This is a genomic window from Pseudomonas sp. B23(2017) (assembly GCF_002113725.1).
Lineage (GTDB): Bacteria > Pseudomonadota > Gammaproteobacteria > Pseudomonadales > Pseudomonadaceae > Aquipseudomonas > Aquipseudomonas putida_Z.
The window spans coordinates 133,768-152,907 of the sequence record NZ_NEJM01000013.1 but is presented as its reverse complement, the minus strand read 5'-3'; the positions used below and the strand labels follow the sequence as shown (position 1 = coordinate 152,907).

General features: G+C 63.2%; 16 protein-coding genes. 5 read left to right on the top strand and 11 right to left on the bottom strand.

Annotated features, from left to right (window positions below; genetic code table 11):
- The gene (locus CAG46_RS20220) at nucleotides 1–573 is read left to right on the top strand and encodes a CsiV family protein (RefSeq protein WP_004376408.1); all 573 of its coding nucleotides are present in this window, start codon (nucleotides 1–3) and stop codon (nucleotides 571–573) included.
- Between the two features lies 1 nt (nucleotide 574).
- Nucleotides 575–3,919, top strand: a complete 3,345-nt coding sequence (locus tag CAG46_RS20215; RefSeq protein WP_085617228.1) for a DEAD/DEAH box helicase — start codon at nucleotides 575–577, stop codon at nucleotides 3,917–3,919.
- 266 nt (nucleotides 3,920–4,185) lie between these two features.
- Here the strand turns inward: CAG46_RS20215 and nagZ are convergent, their stop codons facing one another.
- The 3 genes from nagZ to CAG46_RS20195 are packed head-to-tail and all read right to left on the bottom strand — an operon-like array spanning nucleotide 4,186 to nucleotide 6,486.
- Nucleotides 4,186–5,184: a beta-N-acetylhexosaminidase gene (gene nagZ / locus CAG46_RS20205; RefSeq protein ID WP_170931124.1), complete on the bottom strand. Its 999-nt coding sequence runs from the start codon at nucleotides 5,182–5,184 to the stop codon at nucleotides 4,186–4,188.
- A 23-nt stretch (nucleotides 5,185–5,207) separates the two neighbouring features.
- Complete coding sequence (locus tag CAG46_RS20200; RefSeq protein WP_025338328.1) at nucleotides 5,208–5,732, bottom strand: L,D-transpeptidase; 525 nt, start codon at nucleotides 5,730–5,732, stop codon at nucleotides 5,208–5,210.
- Between the two features lie 40 nt (nucleotides 5,733–5,772).
- The gene (locus CAG46_RS20195) at nucleotides 5,773–6,486 is read right to left on the bottom strand and encodes a TetR/AcrR family transcriptional regulator (protein ID WP_075044216.1); all 714 of its coding nucleotides are present in this window, start codon (nucleotides 6,484–6,486) and stop codon (nucleotides 5,773–5,775) included.
- A 215-nt stretch (nucleotides 6,487–6,701) separates the two neighbouring features.
- Here CAG46_RS20195 and lexA point away from each other — a divergent pair, with 215 nt between their 5' ends.
- Nucleotides 6,702–7,310 (top strand): transcriptional repressor LexA, encoded by a 609-nt coding sequence (gene lexA, locus CAG46_RS20190; protein ID WP_004376420.1) that lies wholly within the window; start codon nucleotides 6,702–6,704, stop codon nucleotides 7,308–7,310.
- Between the two features lie 13 nt (nucleotides 7,311–7,323).
- Complete coding sequence (gene sulA / locus CAG46_RS20185; protein ID WP_025338326.1) at nucleotides 7,324–7,800, top strand: SOS-induced cell division inhibitor SulA; 477 nt, start codon at nucleotides 7,324–7,326, stop codon at nucleotides 7,798–7,800.
- Between the two features lie 49 nt (nucleotides 7,801–7,849).
- Here the strand turns inward: sulA and CAG46_RS20180 are convergent, their stop codons facing one another.
- From CAG46_RS20180 to CAG46_RS20145, 7 genes are all read right to left on the bottom strand, one after another.
- Nucleotides 7,850–8,083, bottom strand: a complete 234-nt coding sequence (locus CAG46_RS20180; RefSeq protein ID WP_004376430.1) for a hypothetical protein — start codon at nucleotides 8,081–8,083, stop codon at nucleotides 7,850–7,852.
- A gap of 50 nt (nucleotides 8,084–8,133) precedes the next feature.
- Complete coding sequence (locus CAG46_RS20175; RefSeq protein WP_025338325.1) at nucleotides 8,134–8,649, bottom strand: DUF6586 family protein; 516 nt, start codon at nucleotides 8,647–8,649, stop codon at nucleotides 8,134–8,136.
- Between the two features lie 187 nt (nucleotides 8,650–8,836).
- Nucleotides 8,837–11,446 carry a type I DNA topoisomerase gene (topA, locus tag CAG46_RS20170; protein WP_025338324.1) on the bottom strand — a complete coding sequence of 870 codons (2,610 nt, stop codon included), beginning with the start codon at nucleotides 11,444–11,446 and terminating at the stop codon, nucleotides 8,837–8,839.
- A 100-nt stretch (nucleotides 11,447–11,546) separates the two neighbouring features.
- A complete protein-coding gene (locus CAG46_RS20165) occupies nucleotides 11,547–11,798 on the bottom strand; it encodes a DUF1653 domain-containing protein (protein ID WP_023661154.1) in 252 nt (83 codons plus the stop codon).
- A 77-nt stretch (nucleotides 11,799–11,875) separates the two neighbouring features.
- Entirely contained in the window at nucleotides 11,876–13,051 is a 1,176-nt protein-coding gene (gene fadA, locus CAG46_RS20160) for an acetyl-CoA C-acyltransferase FadA (RefSeq protein WP_013971712.1), read from the bottom strand.
- Between the two features lie 31 nt (nucleotides 13,052–13,082).
- Nucleotides 13,083–15,230, bottom strand: coding sequence for a fatty acid oxidation complex subunit alpha FadB (gene fadB, locus CAG46_RS20155; protein WP_025338323.1), 2,148 nt, complete (start codon nucleotides 15,228–15,230; stop codon nucleotides 13,083–13,085).
- Between the two features lie 647 nt (nucleotides 15,231–15,877).
- Entirely contained in the window at nucleotides 15,878–16,315 is a 438-nt protein-coding gene (locus CAG46_RS20145) for a hypothetical protein (protein ID WP_013971710.1), read from the bottom strand.
- 110 nt (nucleotides 16,316–16,425) lie between these two features.
- Between CAG46_RS20145 and CAG46_RS20140 the strand changes: the two genes are divergently transcribed.
- A complete protein-coding gene (locus CAG46_RS20140; protein WP_013971709.1) occupies nucleotides 16,426–16,866 on the top strand; it encodes a universal stress protein in 441 nt (146 codons plus the stop codon).
- 125 nt (nucleotides 16,867–16,991) lie between these two features.
- Here CAG46_RS20140 and CAG46_RS20135 read toward each other — a convergent pair whose 3' ends face one another.
- On the bottom strand, nucleotides 16,992–18,920 hold the full coding sequence (locus CAG46_RS20135) for an ATP-binding cassette domain-containing protein (RefSeq protein ID WP_025338322.1): 1,929 nt from the start codon (nucleotides 18,918–18,920) through the stop codon (nucleotides 16,992–16,994).
- Nucleotides 18,921–19,140: the final 220 nt, after the last annotated feature.

Here is a 19,140-nt window from a genome sequence, read left to right as displayed (position 1 = left end):
ATGCGTGCCATCCGTTGCCTGACCCTGCTGCTGGCGCTGTTCGCCCCGGCCGCCTTCGCCGAAGGCCTGTATCAGGTAGAAATGATCCTGGTGCGGCAGAACAGCGTGCCCGCCTTCACCAGCCCGTTCGCCCCCGAAGACTGGAGCGCTGGCGCTCCACGCCTGGAAAAGGACGCCGAGCGCCGCCTGGCGCTGGAAGACGAAGCCACCCGCCTGGAAGCCACCGCGGACTACACCGTGCTACTGCACAAGGCCTGGCAGCAGCAAGTGGGCAGCGAGCCCAGCCGCATCGCCCTGGGCGAAGGCACCGAGCAGTTCGGCCACTTCCCCATCGAAGGCAACCTGAGCATCGCCGAGGGCCGTTTCATTGCGGTCGAGGCCAACTTCTGGGTCAACCAGCTGGACGGCAACGGCAGCGTGCTGCAAAGCGAGCAGTTCAAGCAGAGCAACAGCAACGTCAAGGGCGGCCAGCTGACCTTCCTCGACGGTGGGCACCTGGCGGTGCTGCTGAAGGTGACACCACCAGGTACGCCTAAAATGCCAGTGATGGACCCGGAGATGATGGAGCAGTGATGTGAGCGAGAGCGATGCGCAGTTCTTTGTGCGGGAGCACGACGGCTGGACGTTCGCGTTTGACCGCAAGTCCCTGCAACGCGGCCTGGACTACGCCGAGGAAGGCAGAAGCGAAATCGTGTCCATCCTCGACATGACCGTCCGCGCCCAGTGCGCAGGTTCCGGCGGCCGGACCTACTACCAGCGCATCACGCTGGACATGACGGAAGATGGCCTGGAGTGCCGAGGCACTTGCTCATGCCCGGTGGGCGAAGACTGCAAGCATTGTGCGGCTGCGCTCTATTTGCTGGAGCGCGGGCCGGATTACGCCGAGGGCAGCCATGATGCCCCTCACCCAACGGTTGACGCAGCCCGGCAATCTCTGGACCTCCCACCTGAACTCGCCCATTGGGTCGAGGCCCTGGAAGCTCCGACAAAGCCTGCCGAGCCTGCCAGGCGCAAAGGCCCGTCGCTCTACTACAAGGTCGTTAATGAGCACGGCCTTTGCACGCTCAGCGTATCCAAAGGCACCCGCGAAGCCGATGGCCAGCTGAAACTCGCCCGTGCCAGCTCGCTGCCTGAGATGCTCTACTACACGCCACGTTACGTAACTGATGAGGACCTGCGCATCCTCAGGCTGATTGACGCCCTTGGCAAAAACACCAACATGCCAATCGCAAGGCTGGAAGGAAAGCAAGGCGCAGAGCTGTACGAGTTCGCACTGGCCAGTGGCCGCCTGATCTACGGCGAGCAACTGTTGCCACTAGCCCCCGGGCCGACACTGCCGGCCGAGTTTCGCTGGATGAGGCTTGAGAACGGCAGCTATCGTGGTGCGTGGCACCATGATGAGCGGATGCATGACATGGCACTGCCGCTCGACCCGCTCTATTACATCGATACCCAGACGGGCATGACTGGCAAGCTTGTACATGATCTTGACCCGTTCATTGCCAGCCAACTGGCAAGCGCACCTACGGTGCCCGAACACTTGATCATCCCCCTGAGCCACCGCTTGAATGCACTGAATCGCCAGGTTCCAACGCCTACAAGCGTACGCAGTGAACAGATCGACAGTATTCAACCCAGGCCGCACCTGACGCTGGGCAGCCTTGAATTCAGCGCCTACATGCCCAAGACCGGCCGCATGCAGCGGCAGATGCAGCATCGGGCCGCACTGGCGTTCGACTATGACGGTTTACGCGCCAGCGGCAGCGACGAAAAACCGCTGACCCGCCTGGTAGACAACACCAGCCAGCACATCCGCCGCCAGCCACAAGCCGAACAGGCGCTGCGCAAGGTGCTGCGCGACCTCGGTTTCAAGGCCGCCACCCGGCAGAGCAAGGCCCTGCCTGACAGTGCCGGCGAGATGCTCCAGTTGCCCGATGACGAAGCCTGGCTGCGCTTTGCCCGCGAAGGCCTGCCGCGCCTGCGCGAAGCCGGTTGGAACATTGACATCCACCGCGACTTCGCCTTCAACCTGCAGGAAGTGGACGACTGGTACGCCACCATCGACGAAGCGCCCGGCCATGAATGGTTCGACCTGGAGCTGGGCATCGTGGTCGATGGCCAGCGCCACAGCCTGCTGCCGATCGTGCTGCAACTGCTGCGCAGCAACCCGGAACTGCTGCGCCCCAGCGAACTGGCCCGGCGCAGTGACGACGAGCACCTGCTGATCGACCTCAACCGTGGCCGCCTCGATGCCCCGGCCCTGCGCGTTGCCTTGCCCTATGGCCGCATCAAGGCAGTGATGGGCACCCTGGGCGAACTGTACCTGCACGAAAACGCCGCAGGCCCGTCCCTGCGCCTGGACCGTGCCGATGCCTCACGCCTGAACGACATCGACGGCCTGCCCCTGCATTGGGAGGGTGGCGAGCATGTGCGCGACCTGGGCCGTCGCCTGCGCGATGCCCGTGACTTGCAGGTAGAACCGCCATCCGGGCTACAGGCCAGCCTGCGCCCTTACCAGCAACAAGGCCTGAACTGGCTGCAGGCGCTGCGCGAGATGGGCACCGGCGGCATCCTCGGCGACGACATGGGGCTGGGCAAGACCCTGCAGGCCCTGGCACACCTGCTGCTGGAGAAACAGTCCGGGCGCCTGAGCGCACCGGCCCTGGCGGTGATGCCGACCAGCCTGGTGCCCAACTGGCTGGACGAAGCCCAGCGCTTCGCCCCCGGGCTGCGCGTGCTGGCCCTGCAAGGCCCGGGGCGCAGCAAGCATTTCGCCAAACTGCACGAATACGACCTGGTCCTGACCACCTATGCCCTGGTGCCGCGCGACCTCGAGCACCTGCGCGCCCAGGCCTGGCATGTGCTGGTGCTGGACGAGGCACAGAACATCAAGAGCAGCACCAGCAAGGCCGCCCTCGCGGTTTACGAGCTGCAGGCCAATCAGCGCGTCTGCCTGACCGGCACGCCAATGGAAAACAACCTGGGCGAGCTGTGGTCGATTTTCCACTTCCTCATGCCTGGCTGGCTGGGTGACCTGAAGCGCTTCAACCAGGACTACCGCACACCGATCGAGCGCCACGGCGACAGCGAGCGCATGGCCCACCTGGCCAGCCGCATCCGCCCGTTCCTGCTGCGCCGCACCAAGGAGCAGGTGGCCACCGAGCTGCCGGCCAAGACCGAGATGGTGCACTGGGTCGAGCTTAGCGATGCCCAGCGCGACACCTACGAAGCCGTGCGGGTGGCCATGGACAAGAAAGTCCGCGATGAAATCGCCCGCAATGGCGCCGCGCGCAGCCAGATCATCATCCTCGACGCCCTGCTCAAGCTGCGCCAGGTATGCTGCGACCTGCGCCTGGTCAAAGGGGTGGAAAGCAAAGGCAACCAGGCCGACAAGGGCAAACTGGGCGCGCTGCTGGAAATGCTCGAAGAGCTGCTGAGCGAAGGGCGCCGGGTGCTGTTGTTCTCGCAGTTCACCTCGATGTTGGCGTTGATCGAGCAGGAACTGGAGAAGCGCAAGATCCGCTACAGCCTGCTGACCGGTGACACCCGCGACCGGCGCACGCCGGTGCAGCAGTTCCAGCAGGGTGATAGCGAAGTGTTCCTGATCAGCCTCAAGGCGGGTGGCGTGGGCTTGAACCTGACGGCCGCAGACACGGTGATCCACTTCGACCCCTGGTGGAACCCGGCCAGCGAGAACCAGGCTACCGACCGCGCCTACCGCATCGGCCAGGACAAGCCGGTGTTCGTGTTCAAGCTGATCACCCGGGGGACAGTGGAAGAAAAGATCCAGCTGTTGCAGCAGGAGAAGGCGGCGCTGGCGGCGAGCCTGCTGGATGGCGGGCAGGCCGGGCAATGGCGGCTGGGGGATGAAGAGATCGAAGCGCTGTTTGCGCCGCTGCCTGGGAAGCGCGGGCGGTAGCCTAGAATCCCTCGCTGCCTGTACCGGCCTCTTCGCGGGCACGCCCGCTCCCACAGGTACAGCGCTGCTTTTCAGGCTGTTGTGTTGCCTGTGCCGGCCTCTTCGCGGGTAAACCCGCTCCCACAGGGATATCAGTGCCCTCAAGGGCGGTGCTGTACCTGTGGGAGCGGGTTCACCCGCGAAGAGGCCAGCACAGGTACAACACCAATTTCGAAACCAGCACAGCACCTGTGGGAGCGGGCATGCCCGCGAAGGGGCCGGCGCGGTCAATCGACCAGCTGCGCCTCCCGCAACGCCCCCAACGCCTCCAGCCACCGCGGCTGCTGGCGATAATCCGTCCGCGCAAACCCTTGCCCACGCATCCGCGCAATCCGGGGCGAGGGCTTGACCTTCATCCGCTGCGCCGCACTCAACGCCAGCTCCGCCGCCGCCCGGTCATTGCACACCAGGCCCATGTCGCAGCCAGCACTCAACGCCGCCTCGATCCGACTGGCCGCGTCCCCGACCACATGCGCACCCGCCATCGACAGGTCATCACTGAAGATCACCCCGTCAAAGCCCAGCTCGCCACGCAGGATGTCCTGCAACCAGCGCCGCGAGAAGCCAGCCGGCTGGTTGTCGACCTGCGGATAGATGACATGCGCCGGCATCACTGCCGCCAATTGCCCGCTCAGGCGGGTGAACGGCACCAGGTCGGCCTGGCGCAGCTGTTCGAGGCTGCGCTCATCGGTGGGAATGGCCACATGCGAATCCGCTTCGGCCCAGCCATGCCCCGGGAAGTGCTTGCCACAAGCCGCCATGCCCGCCGCATTCATGCCACGGATGAACGCCCCGGCCAGTTGCGTGGCGCGCAGCGGGTCACCCTCGAAGGCGCGGCTGCCCACCACGGCGCTGCGCTGGTGGTCCAGGTCGAGTACCGGGGCAAAGCTGAGGTCCAGGCCAACCGCCAGCACCTCGGTCGCCATCAACCAACCGCACTGCTCGGCCAGGTACTCGGCGTTGTCATTGTCGGCCAGGGCACGCATGGCCGGCAGGCGCACAAAGCCCTGGCGCAGGCGCTGCACCCGGCCGCCCTCCTGGTCCACCGCCAGGATCAGGTCGGGGCGGATGGCGCGGATCGACGCGCACAGTTCACGCACCTGGCGCGGGCTGTCGATGTTGCGGGCAAAGATGATCAGGCCGGCCACTTCAGGCTGGCGCAGCAGGTGACGGTCTTCGGCGGTCAGCCATTTACCGGCGATATCCACCATCAGGGAGCCTTGCAGGCTGACAGTCATTGGGTAATCCTTCATTGAAGACTGAGAGAAGCCCACTGGGGGCAGGCGGCCTGCTCGATGCGCACCGGGCAATGGGCCGGCACCTGCTCGAACAGGCTTAGCAAATCGGTGTTGCGCAGGCGTATGCAACCATGGGACAGCGCTACGCCCATGGGTTCCGTATCCGGGGTGCCGTGCAAGTAGATATAACGGCGGAAGGTGTCGACCGCACCCAGGCGGTTGACACCCGGCTCGCAGCCACTGAGCCAGAGAATGCGGGTAAGGATCCAGTCCCGGCCGGGGCATTGCGCATGCAAGGCCGGCGACCACACCTCGCCGGTCCAGCGCCGCCCGGCCAATACCGCATTCAGCGGCAAGCCCGCACCGATCTTCGCCCGCACCTGGTGCAGGCCACACGGCGTGCAACCCGAGCCGTTGCGCTCGCCGGCGCCGTTGCGCGCCGTGGAAACCGGCACGCGCAGGCGCAGCTGGCCATCGGCAAAGCCATAAAGGCACTGGTCAGCGAGGGAAATGTGCAGGAAGTCGAGGTCGGGCATGGGCGCTAGCTTAGCCGAAGCGCCCTGCCCCGCCCAGCCTTCAGGCCTTGGCGGTGGTGGCGCTTGCGCTGGTCTTGGTGCGCGGGCGCAGCTGCGCGGTGGCCATGGCGTCGTCGGTAACACCGCTATCGGCACGCATGCCCGCAGCCAGGAACGGCACCATCAGGCGCATTACCTGCTCGATCGAGGTGTTGATGCCGAAATCGGTCTCGGCAATCGCCCGCAGGGCCTTGATGCCGGACATGCTGAAGGCGGCGGCGCCAAGCATGAAGTGCACTCGCCAGAACAGCTCCAGCGGCGGGATGCGCGGTGCAGCCTCGTTGACCAGCAGCATGTAGCGGCGGAACACCTTGCCGTACATGTCTTCCAGGTAACGCCGCAGGTGGCCCTGGCTCTGGCTGAAGGCCAGGCCCAGCAGGCGCATGAAGATCGACAGGTCGTTGTTGCTGCGCGGCTGCACGGCCAAAGCCTGCTCGACCAGCATTTCCAGCAGCTCTTCGAGGCTAGGCTTGTGCTCCGGCTTGGCCTGGCGCCGCTCCAGCTCACGCTCGAGGCTGGCGCAGAACGGCCCGAGGAAGCGCGAGAACACTGCCTGGATCAGGGCCTTCTTGGAGCCGAAGTGATAGTTGACCGCCGCCAGGTTGACCCCGGCCTTGCTGGTAATCAGCCGCAACGAGGTTTCTGCGAACCCCCTTTCCGCGAACAGCTGCTCGGCAGCATCGAGAATGCGTTCAACGGTTTCCGATTGGGCCATGACTACTCCGACTACTCCGCCAGACAAACAGGTGTTTGAAACATACGTTTCAGCCCTGCTTCTGTCAAGGCTCGGTGACCGGCCGGTCGCCATTTAAAAGCGCCAGGCGGGCGGCTGCAAGCGCCATTGCTGCTGTTTATTGCAGGTTTTGGCTTGCAGCGCATCCAGTACTGTATATAATCCCAGTCACTGTACAAAAAGACAGAGCGCTCACCATGTTGAAACTGACGCCACGCCAAGCCGAAATTCTCGCGTTCATCAAGCGTTGCCTGGAAGACAACGGCTTCCCGCCGACGCGCGCCGAGATCGCTCAGGAGCTGGGCTTCAAGTCGCCCAACGCCGCCGAGGAGCACCTCAAGGCCCTTGCCCGAAAAGGCGCGATCGAGATGACCCCGGGCGCCTCCCGTGGTATTCGCATCCCCGGTCTGGAAGCCAAGGCCGAAGAAAGCGGCCTGCCAATCATCGGCCGGGTTGCCGCCGGTGCGCCGATCCTTGCCGAACAGCACATCGAGCAATCCTGCAACATCAACCCCGACTTCTTCCACCCCCAGGCCGACTATCTGCTGCGCGTACACGGCATGAGCATGAAGGATGTCGGCATCTTCGATGGCGACCTGCTGGCGGTACACACCTGCCGCGAAGCCCGCAACGGCCAGATCGTCGTGGCCCGCATCGGCGACGAAGTCACCGTCAAGCGCTTCAAGCGCGAAGGCAGCAAGGTCTGGCTGCTTGCCGAAAACCCCGAATTCGCCCCCATCGAAGTCGACCTGAAAGAACAGGAGCTGGTGATCGAGGGCTTGAGCGTCGGCGTCATTCGCCGCTGATCCAGGAGGCGTCATGCAGCAGTTCATTCACGCACCCGAGCAAGCCCAGTTGCCATTGTTCGAAGCATTCCTCGCCCAGCCCGTACTGCCTGGCCTGAAAACCAGCGAAGTGGCGCGCAAGAGCAGCCAGCCCGAGCTGTTCAGCGAACTGTCGCTGCGCGGAGCCCCCGGGCACTGCCAAAGCCTGCTGGCACCCGTGCTGCGCGAACTGAGCGAAGAGGACGAGACCCGCTGGCTGACCCTGATCGCCCCGCCGTCAAGCCTGACCCAGGCCTGGCTGCGCGATGCCGGGCTCAACCGTGAACGCATCCTGCTGCTGCAACCTCGCGGCAATCAGAGCCCGCTTCAACTGGCCTGCGAAGCCTTGCGCCTGGGCCGCAGCCACACCGTGGTCAGCTGGCTGGGCAACGTCAACGCCACTGCACGCCAGCAATTGCTGCGCGCTGCCGGTGCCGGAAACGCACAAAGCCTGAACATCCGCCTCGGCTGATGTTCAGGCTTTGCCTGTCATTGCATGAAACCTGATGCCCTGCTGCACCTCAGTGCAGCACACGCGGCCCTTCATCACGCTCAAGCTCGCCATCCATCAGGCGACCGGCCATCTGCACGCCCACGCTGAGCATGGCCTTGGCCACTTCCACATGCTGACCCTGCAGGAACGCCTTGGCGTCTTCCGAGAAATCCAGGGTTACCAGAGAGCCCTCATCCTCGGCGCGACGCAGTTCGATGCGGCCATCAGGCAACTCGACAATTTCCAGAAACGACGTAGACATAAATGGCAGTTCTCCGCGAAAGGCCAGTATTGTACCAGCCGTAGCAGCTATCAGCACTCACTCAACGCGTCGCGGAAACGTCTCACCAGGCCCTTGAGGTTGCTGCGCCAGCTTTCCAGTTCGGCACGCGACAGCGCCGGATGCTCGGGCTCATCGAGATTGACCGCCTGGATCAATGGCTGGGTGACGTCGGTTTTTGGCGCTTTTTTCGCGACCGGTGGTCGGAACAAATCGGCATAAGCACTGAGCATTTGCGCCAGCCAGGTTTCGCGCTGGCGGGCCAGTTCCAGCAGTTCGGCCACTTCCGGGATGGCGATACCGTTCAGCGCATCGTCAGCCAGTGCTTGCTCGACCGTTGCAACAACTGGCAGGCGGTAGAAGCCACCAATTTCATGACACAGGCCCAGCAGTGCGCCGTAGAGATGGAACAGCGCCGACTCGCGCTCGGCCTGGACCAGGCCCTGGGCATTCATGGCCTGGCTTTGTTCGGCCTTGGCCATGGACTCCAGGGCGAGGCCGGCAAAGAACAGTTTCTGATTGGTGCGGGTGTAGAGTTCCTGGGCCATTTCAGTGCCCTCCCTAAGGCTGCAAGGCGGATAGCCTCATCATAAATGATTGGGGCCGCTTTGCGTCCCTTCGCGGGCTTGCCCGCTCCCACAGGAACTCCATCAAGCCCAAGGCCTGCGCTGTACCTGTAGGAGCGGGCAAGCCCGCGAAGGGGCGCGAAGCGGCCCCAATTACAGCACTGACGGATCAGCGCTTGTCTTCAACCTTCCACGCATTGCCGTCGTAGAACGCCTTCCAGCCGGTCGGCTTGCCATCAACCTCGGACTGCACGTACTGCTCCTTGGTCTTGCGGCTGTAGCGGATCACCGCCGGGCGGCCTTCCGGGTCTTTCTGCGGCGCATCACACAGGAAGTGGTACTTCGGATCGATCTCATGCTTGTGTGGCACGATCTCCAGCACCAGCGGTGCGCGGGTTTCGCGGTTCTTGGGGAACTGGCTGGCGGCCAGGAACAGCCCCGAAGCGCCATCACGCAGCACGTAGGTATCGTCGACCTTCTCGCACTTGAGCTCTGGCATGTCCACCTTGTCCATCTTCGGTGGCGCCGCCTCGCCGCTCTTGAGCAGCTTGCGGGTGTTCTTGCACGCCGGGTTGGTGCAACCGAAGAACTTGCCGAAACGGCCAGTCTTCAACTGCATCTCGCTGCCACACTTGTCGCACTCCAGGCTCGGCCCTTCGTAACCCTTGATGCGGTAGTTGCCTTCCTCGATCTCGTAGCCGGCGCAATCCGGGTTGTTACCGCAGATGTGCAGCTTGTGCTTCTCGTCCAGCAGGTAGGCATCCATCGCCGTGGCGCAGATCGGGCAACGGTGCTTGCCCAGCAACACGCGGGATTCCGATTCGCCCTCGTCGTCGGCGGCAATCTCGTCGCCCGGCACCAGGTTGACGGTGGCCTTGCAGCGCTCTTTCGGCGGCAGGCTGTAGCCCGAGCAACCGAGGAACACGCCGGTGGAGGCAGTGCGGATCATCATCGGCCGGCCACATTCCTTGCACGGAATGTTGGTCATGGTCGGTTGGTTGGCGCGCATGCCGTCTTCGCTGGACTCGGCGGTCTGCAGTTTCTTGCTGAAGTCGCCGTAGAACTCGTCGAGCACGTTCTTCCAGTCACGCTCGCCCTGGGCCACGTCGTCGAGGTTCTCTTCCATGTCGGCGGTAAAGCCGTAGTCCATCAGGTTGGAGAAGCTCTCGGACAGGCGCTCGGTGACGATGTCGCCCATCTTCTCGGAATAGAAGCGGCGGTTGTGCAGGGTCACATAGCCACGGTCCTGAATGGTCGAAATGATCGCCGCATAGGTCGACGGGCGGCCGATCCCGCGCTTTTCCATTTCCTTGACCAGGCTGGCTTCCGTGAAGCGTGCCGGTGGCTTGGTGAAGTGCTGGCTCGGGTCGATCTGGATCAGCTTCAGCGCTTCGCCCTGGACCATTTCCGGCAACACGTCGTCTTCGCCAGGCTTGCTCTGCTGCGGCAGCACACGGGTGTAACCGTCAAACTTGAGGATACGGCCCTTGGCACGCAGCTCGAAGTCGCCCGCGGCCACGGTGACGCTGGTGGACAGGTACTGCGCTGGCGGCATCTGGCAGGCCAGGAACTGGCGCCAGATCAGCTCGTACAGGCGCTCGGCGTCGCGCTCCATGCCAGTGAGCTTGCTCGGGTGGGTATTCACGTCGGAAGGACGAATCGCTTCGTGCGCCTCCTGGGCGCCTTCCTTGCTGCCGTACACCAGCGGTGCCTCGGGCAGGTACTGCTTGCCGAACTCGCGCTCGATGTAGCTGCGCGCCATGTCCAGGGCGTCGGCCGACAGGTTGGTGGAGTCGGTACGCATGTAGGTGATGTAGCCGGCTTCGTACAAGCGCTGGGCCATCATCATGGTTTTCTTCACACCGAAGCCCAGGCGGTTGCTGGCGGCCTGCTGCAAGGTGGAGGTAATGAACGGTGCCGACGGCTTGCTGCTGGTCGGGCGATCTTCGCGCTTGACCACGCTGTAGCTGGAAGCCTTGAGCTTCTCCAGCGCGGCCATGGCCTGGGCTTCGTTCAGCGGCTTGAAGGCCTCACCCTTCTCGCGTGCCACTTCGAAACGCACCTTGGCGTTCTTGGCGGTGCCGAGGTCGGCGTGGATTTCCCAGTACTCTTCCGGGATGAACGCGCGGATTTCGCGCTCGCGCTCCACCACCAGCTTCACCGCCACCGACTGTACACGGCCGGCGGACAGGCCACGGGCGATCTTGGCCCACAGCAGCGGCGAAACCATGTAGCCGACCACGCGGTCGAGGAAACGCCGCGCCTGCTGCGCGTTGACCCGGTCGATATCCAGCTCGCCCGGCTGCGAGAAGGCTTCCTGGATGGCCTTCTTGGTGATTTCGTTGAACACCACGCGCTTGTAGCGGGTGTCGTCGCCGCCGATGGCCTCGCGCAGGTGCCAGGCAATGGCTTCCCCTTCGCGGTCCAAGTCGGTTGCGAGATAGATGGTGTCGGCGTCCTTCGCCAGGCGGCGCAGCTCTTCGATCACCTTTTCCTTGCCAGGCAGGATCTCGTACTTGGCCTTCCAGCCGTGGTCGGGGTCGACGCCCATGCGTGCCACCAGCTGGCGGCGGGCCTTTTCCTTCGGCGACAGGGCCGGAGCCTCACCCGCGGCCTTGCCACGCTTGGCGGCTGGCTCTTTGCTGGCGCTGGCCGAACCGCTGGTGGGGAGGTCTCGGATATGGCCGATACTCGACTTCACCACGTACTGGTTGCCCAGGTACTTGTTGATGGTCTTGGCCTTGGCCGGGGATTCCACAATGACCAGCGATTTGCCCATGGATCGGAGTATTCCTGAATCTGAAGATGAAAAACGCGTCAGGTGCCAGACGCGGCACCGCTATATATAGTGGCAAAAGTGTGAGGTCAAGTTCGGACTATCACTCGTGCGACTTGCCCAGCAACCCGGGCAGCCCCTCTTCGGCCTTGACCAAAGCAAAGCGTGGCACCTGCTCGCCGTCAACCTCGACGGACTCCTGGAACATCGAAAGTGGCCGTACCCAGAAGCTGTAATCACCATACAGGCATTGGTAGAACACCATCCACTCTTCGCTTTCGGAGTGCCGCGCAACACTGAAGACACGGTACTCAGGCCCTTTGTAATGCCGGTATACGCCTGGTTGTATCTGCATGTTGCCCACCCTCTTGAATAAAACCTGTAAAAAACAAAACCGGGGCACAAGGCCCCGGTCGCTGTCCCGCTACGCGATCAGACGCGTTCGAAGACAGTGGTGATACCTTGGCCGAGGCCGACGCACATGGTCGCCACCCCCAGGGTACCGCCATTCTGCTTCATGACATTGAGCAGGGTGCCGGAAATCCGTGCCCCGGAGCAACCGAACGGGTGGCCCAAGGCAATGGCGCCGCCGTGCAGGTTAACCTTCTCATCCATCTTGTCGAGTACTTTCAAGTCTTTCAGCACTGGCAGGGCCTGTGCAGCGAAGGCTTCGTTGAGCTCGATGAAGTCGATGTCGGCCATGGTCAGGCCAGCACGCTTGAGGGCTTTCTGGGTCGACGGCACCGGGCCATAGCCCATGATCGCCGGGTCGACACCAGCCACCGCCATGGAACGGATGACCGCCAATGGCTGGATACCCAGGTCCATGGCGCGCTGGCCGGACATGACAATCATGCACGACGCACCGTCGGTGATCTGCGACGAGGTACCGGCAGTGACGGTACCGCCTTTCGGGTTGAACGCCGGCTTCAGCGACGCCAGGCCTTCGAGGGTGGTTTCCGGGCGAATGGTTTCGTCGAAATCGAACACCTTCAGGAAGCCGTTCTCGTCATAGCCCTGCATCGGGATGATTTCGTCCTTGAACTTGCCTTCGACCGTGGCCTTGTGCGCCAGCTGGTGCGAACGCAGGCCGAACAGATCCTGCTGCTCACGGGTGATACCGTGCATCTTGCCGAGCATTTCCGCGGTCAGGCCCATCATCCCGGAAGCCTTGGCGGCATGCAAGGACAGGTGCGGGTTGGGGTCGACGCCATGCATCATGCTGACGTGGCCCATGTGCTCCACGCCACCGACCACGAATACATCACCGTTGCCGGTCATGATCGCCTGGGCGGCGGTGTGCAGCGCGCTCATCGACGAGCCGCACAGGCGGCTGACGGTCTGCGCCGCGGAGGTGTGCGGGATCTGGGTCATCAGCGAGGCCATGCGGGCGATGTTCCAGCCCTGCTCGAGGGTCTGATTGACGCAGCCCCAGATCACGTCCTCGACTTCTTTCGGGTCGACCTTGTCGTTGCGTTCCAGCAGCTTGCTGATCAGGTGCGCCGACATGTCTTCGGCGCGGGTATTGCGGTGCATGCCACCCTTGGAGCGGCCCATCGGCGTGCGACCGAAGTCGACAATCACCACGTCTCTTGGATTCAGGCTCATATCAAATCTCTCGCTCTAGCTCGTTGACCGCTCAGTTGAAGAAGCGCTGGCCGTTCTTGGCCATTTCACGCAGCTTGGCGGTCGGGTGGTACAGCGGCCCCAGGTCGGCATACTGATCGGCCAGGGCAACGAATTCGGCCACACCGATCGAGTCGATGTAGCGCAGCGCACCACCGCGGAAGGGAGGGAAGCCAATGCCGTAGACCAGGCCCATGTCGGCTTCGGCGGCGGTTTCGACGATGCCGTCTTCCAGGCAGCGCACGGTCTCCAGGCACAGCGGGATCATCATCCAGTTGATGATGTCTTCGTCGGTGACTTCACGCTGCTCGAAGACGATCGGCTTGAGCACGTCGAGCACGCTGGCGTCGGCGACCTTCTTCGGCTTGCCGCGCTTGTCGGTTTCGTAGGCGTAGAAGCCCTTGCCGTTCTTCTGGCCCAGGCGGTTGGCCTCGTACAGTGCGTCAACAGCCGAGCGGCGCTCGTCCTTCATGCGGTCCGGGAAGCCTTCGGCCATCACGTCGCGGCCGTGGTGGCCGGTGTCGATGCCGACCACGTCCATCAGGTACGCCGGGCCCATCGGCCAGCCGAACTTTTCCATGACCTTGTCGATTCGCACGAAGTCGACACCGGCGCTTACCAGCTTGGCGAAGCCGCCGAAGTACGGGAACAGCACGCGGTTGACCAGGAAGCCCGGGCAATCGTTGACCACGATCGGGTTCTTGCCCATTTTCTTGGCGTAGGCCACGGTGGTGGCGACCGCCACTTCACTGGACTTCTCGCCACGGATAACTTCCACCAGCGGCATCATGTGCACCGGGTTGAAGAAGTGCATGCCGACGAAGTTTTCCGGGCGCTTGAGCGCCTTGGCCAGCAGGTTGATGGAAATGGTCGAGGTGTTGGAAGCGAGGATCGCATCGTCCTTCACCTGGGTTTCCACTTCAGCCAGCACGGCCTGCTTGACTTTCGGGTTCTCGACCACGGCCTCGACGACGATGTCGACATTGGCGAAATCGCCATAGGACAGGGTCGGGCGAATGGCGTTGAGTGCCTCGGCCATCTTGGCCGGGGTCAGGCGGCCCTTCTCGACGCGGTTGCCGAGCAGCTTGGAGGCCTCGTTCAGGCCCAGCTGGATGGCTTCCTCGCGGATATCCTTCATCAGGATCGGGGTGCCCTTGACCGCCGACTGGTAGGCGATGCCGCCACCCATGATGCCAGCGCCGAGCACGGCGGCCTGCTTCACGTCGTGGGCGATTTCGTCATGCGCCTTGGCCTTGCGCTTGAGTTCCTGGTCGTTGAGGAACAGGCCGATCAGGCTCTCGGCAACCGAGGTCTTGGCCAGCTTGGCGAAGCCTGCGGCTTCGACTTCCAGGGCCTTGTCACGGCCGAAGTTGGCAGCCTTCTGGATGGTCTTGATGGCTTCGACCGGGGCTGGGTAGTTCGGGCCGGCCTGGCCGGCGACGAAGCCCTTGGCAGTCTCGAAGGCCATCATCTGCTCGATGGCGTTGAGCTTGAGCTTTTCCAGCTTGGGCTGGCGCTTGGCCTTGTAGTCCAGCTCGCCACTGATGGCGCGCTTGACCAGGTCAAGGGCACCGGCCATCAGCAGTTCAGGCGCGACCACGGCGTCGACGGCACCCACTTTCAGGGCGTCTTCGGCACGGTTTTCCTTGCCGGCAGCGATCCACTCGATGGCGTTGTCCGAACCGATCAGGCGCGGCAGGCGCACGGTGCCACCGAAGCCCGGGTAGATACCCAGCTTGACTTCCGGCAGGCCGATCTTGGCGCTGGTGGACATGACCCGGTAGTCGGCGGCCAGGCACATTTCCAGGCCACCGCCCAGGGCGATGCCGTTGATGGCGGCGACGGTCGGCACTTCGAGGTCTTCGAAGGCGTTGAAGATGCGGTTGGCTTCCAGGTTGCCGGCGACCAGTTCGGCCTCGGGCAGCTTGAAGTTGTCGACGAACTCGGTGATGTCGGCGCCGACGATGAACACGTCCTTGCCACTGCTGACGATCACGCCCTTGACCGAGGCGTCGGCCTGGATGGCATCGACGGCCTGGCGCAGTTCGTTCAGGGTCAGGCGGTTGAACTTGTTGACGGACTCACCCTTGAGGTCGAACTTGAGCTCGACGATGCCACTTTCAAGAGCCTTAACCGTGATGGCTTTACCTTCGTAAATCATCAACTGATCTCCACGATATGGAAGCTGAACAGTACACGCCGATCGCTGCAGCAAAAGCAGGCCTAGCTGCCCTGCCCCAGGCACACCCGTCAGCGCGCTAGTCGGAAGTATGGCTTGGCGTCATGACATACAAACGCTCAATTCATACGCCCGTTTGATTTGGGTGTGCACACATTCTCCGAAAAGATCGGCGTTGTCAAATGCTCGCGAGCAAGGTGAAAACACGACTTTCCGGTCATTTTGTAGCGTCCCGGTACAAAACATGATGACAGTGATTGCTGACCATTCATGTCGGCGATTGACCATGAACCGCAGGAGAATGCTGCAGCTTTTGCCTTGCGCGGCGACCTCGAACGGCTACACTGGCACTTGCTTGAATGCATACCCGGCCTGCCTGGCCTTTTCTGCGCAGCAGAACGCAAAGCGGCGACTTGGCACCCCACCCCTTCAGGGGATCGGCCAAGCCGCCGCTTTGTCGTTATAGAGGCTTAAAAAGCGCCGCATACCCTTGTAGGAGCGGCCTTGTGTCGCGATCGGGCTGCGCAGCAGCCCCGGCAATCTTTGCTTTTCTCTGATATCTCAGGGGCTGCTGCGCAGCCCGATCGCGACACAAGGCCGCTCCTACAAGGGCCCGTGCAAAACAGGTTTCAGGCCAAGGTTTCGAGGACGTGGGCAATATCCTGCAACACAGCCGTATCGCCCCGCTCGGTCCAGTACAGCGCGATCATCCGGGCATCGGCCTCGACCTTGTAGACACTCGCCGGCAAGCGCGCCAGGGCCTCCATGAAGCGTGGGTCCTCGCAGGGTTCACGCCACTGGTTCCACCACACCCCCGGGGTGATCTGCCAGAAGCTGAAGCTGTCCTCATGCCCGCGGCGACGTGCCCGGTGGTATTGCGGGCACGGGCTTGGCGGCTCCTTTTCCAGCCAGTGCGGCCACTGCTGCGGCGCCAGCTGCATGGCCAGACCCATGCGCCGAGCCTCCAGGCGCAGCTTCATCTGCTCGCTCTGCTTGCGCGAGGTGCGCAACCAGGAAAGCGGGCTGAGAATCAGCGCGAGGATTGACACCACCAGCAATACCGTCATATCTGTAGTTCCCATAAAACGTTGCAAATGAGCTGGTTAGCCATTTTTCACGGAAGACCCGCCCGAAAGCGACCATACTTCTTCTATCGCGATTGTCAGGAGTTCCGCTCATGTCCTACGAACATCTTCTGGTCGCCGTCGACCTGACCGAAGAATGCGACCCGGTGATCAAACGTGCCATGGCGCTGGCTGCACCGTCGAATGCCAAGGTTTCGCTGGTACACATCGTCGAGCCGATGGCCATGGCGTTCGGCGGTGACGTGCCGATGGACCTGTCGCAGTTGCAACAGCAGCAGTTCGACCAGGCCAAGGAACGCATGGACCGCCTGTTCAACAAATACCCGGACATCCACCGCGGCGACTCGCACCTGACCTATGGCCAGCCGCGCCAGGAAATCCACCAGTTGGCCAAGGACCAGAAGTGCGACCTGATCGTGGTCGGCAGCCATGGCCGTCACGGCCTGGCGTTGCTGCTGGGGTCCACGGCCAATGACGTGCTGCATGGTGCGCCGTGCGATGTACTGGCGGTGCGGTTGCAGAAGAAGGAATGATTCAACCTGTGCCGGCCCCTTCGCGGGTGAACCCGCTCCCACAGGTACTGCACCGCGTTAATCAGCGGTGCGGTCCTTGTGGGAGCGGGTTCACCCGCGAAGGGGCCGAATCAGGCTAACGCTGGTCAGCCTTCCAGCTCGGCCCAGCGCTCCACCAGCACATCCAGCTCACCCTGCAGCTTCTCGATCTTGGCCAGCACTGCCGAGGTTTCCGCAATCGGCCGCTGATAGAAGCCCGCCGCATTCACTTCTTCCTGGGCCTCGGCCATGCGCTGCTCCAGTTCGTCGATCTGCCCCGGCAGCATTTCCAGCTCACGTTGCAGCTTGTAGCTGAGCTTCTTCTTCGAACCATCGGCCACCTCTGCAACAGGCGCAGGCGCCGGCTTGGCCTCGACCTTCTCCACCACCGCACTGTTGAGCTCGGACTTGCCGCCCTTGCTCTCGGTCACGCCCAGCAGCTTCGGCGAGCCACCCTGGCGAATCCAGTCCTCGTAACCACCGACGTATTCGCGCACCTTGCCCTCGCCTTCGAACACCAGGGTGCTGGTGACGACGTTGTCGAGGAAGGCCCGGTCGTGGCTGACCATCAGCACGGTGCCCTTGTAGTTGGACAGCACCTCCTCGAGCAGCTCGAGGGTTTCCACATCCAGGTCGTTGGTCGGTTCGTCAAGCACCAGCAGGTTGGCCGGCTTGCTGAACAGCTTGGCCAGCAACAGTCGTGCACGCTCGCCACCCGACAGCGCCTTGACCGGCGTACGGGCACGCTGAGGGCTGAACAGGAAATCGCCCAGGTAGCTCAGCACATGGCGGTTCTGGCCATCGATCTCGATGAAGTCGCGGCCTTCGGCCAGGTTGTCGATAACGGTCTTTTCCAGGTCGAGCTGGTGGCGCATCTGGTCGAAATAGGCCACTTCCAGCTTGGTGCCGCGCTCGACCTTGCCGGTGGTCGGCTCCAGGTCGCCGAGCATCAGCTTGAGCAGGGTGGTCTTGCCGGTACCGTTGGCGCCCAGCAGGCCGATGCGGTCCTCACGCTGCAGGACCATGGAGAAGTCCTTGACCAGCACAGGCCCGTCGGGGTGATGGAAGCTGACGTTTTCCAGCACCATCACCTGCTTGCCGGACTTTTCCGCCGCCTCGATCTGGATGTTGGCCTTGCCCTGGCGCTCGCGGCGTTCGCTGCGCTCCACGCGCAGGGCCTTCAGCGCGCGCACGCGGCCTTCGTTGCGGGTGCGGCGAGCCTTGATGCCCTGGCGGATCCACACTTCTTCCTGAGCCAGGCGCTTGTCGAACAATGCGTTGGCGGTTTCCTCGGCGGCCAGCGCGGCCTCCTTGTGCACCAGGAAGCTGGCATAGTCGCCGTTCCAGTCGATCAGGCCGCCGCGGTCCAGTTCGAGGATGCGGGTGGCCAGGTTCTGCAGGAAGGAACGGTCGTGGGTGATGAACAGCACCGCGCCGTTGAAGCCGCGCAGGGCCTCTTCGAGCCAGGCGATGGCACCGATGTCCAGGTGGTTGGTCGGTTCGTCGAGCAGCAGCAGGTCGGGTTCCGACACCAGCGCCTGGGCCAGCAGCACGCGGCGGCGCCAGCCACCGGACAGTTCGGCCAGGGTCTTGTCGGCCGGCAACTGCAGGCGGCTGAGGGTGCTTTCCACCACCTGCTGCAGGCGCCAGCCGTCACGGGCTTCCAGCTCGTGCTGGACGTGCATGAGTTTTTCCAGGTCTTCATCGCCCTGGATGTTCAGGCTCAGGTGGTGGAACTGCGCCAGCAACTCGCCCACGCCATCCAGGCCTGCGGCCACCACATCGAACACCGTGCGCTCGTCGGCCACCGGCAGTTCCTGCGGCAGCTCGCCGATCTTCAGGGCCGGGGCGCGCCAGATTTCGCCGTCGTCGCCCTTCTGCTCGCCCTTGACCAGGCGCAGCATGCTCGACTTGCCGGTGCCGTTGCGGCCGATGATGCACACCCGCTCGCCACGAGCGATCTGCCAGGACACTTTGTCCAGCAGCGGCATGGCGCCGAATGCGAGGGACACATCGCTGAATTTGAGCAGGGTCATGTTGGTCTCCATAAATCGGGCGCGCATTCTACCTGACTTGGCCCTCGACGGCATCCGCCTGGCCAACCGGCGAGGCCTTTGCGATATCTGGTCGAACTTAATATCCCGATACAAGCACAGTGCTTTCACCCGCCGCCGGCAAACAGCTAAGCTAAGGCAATAGCTTCCAACAGTGCTGGCTCCGCCGTCACTTCCCCATGGTTCAACTGCCCGGACGTAT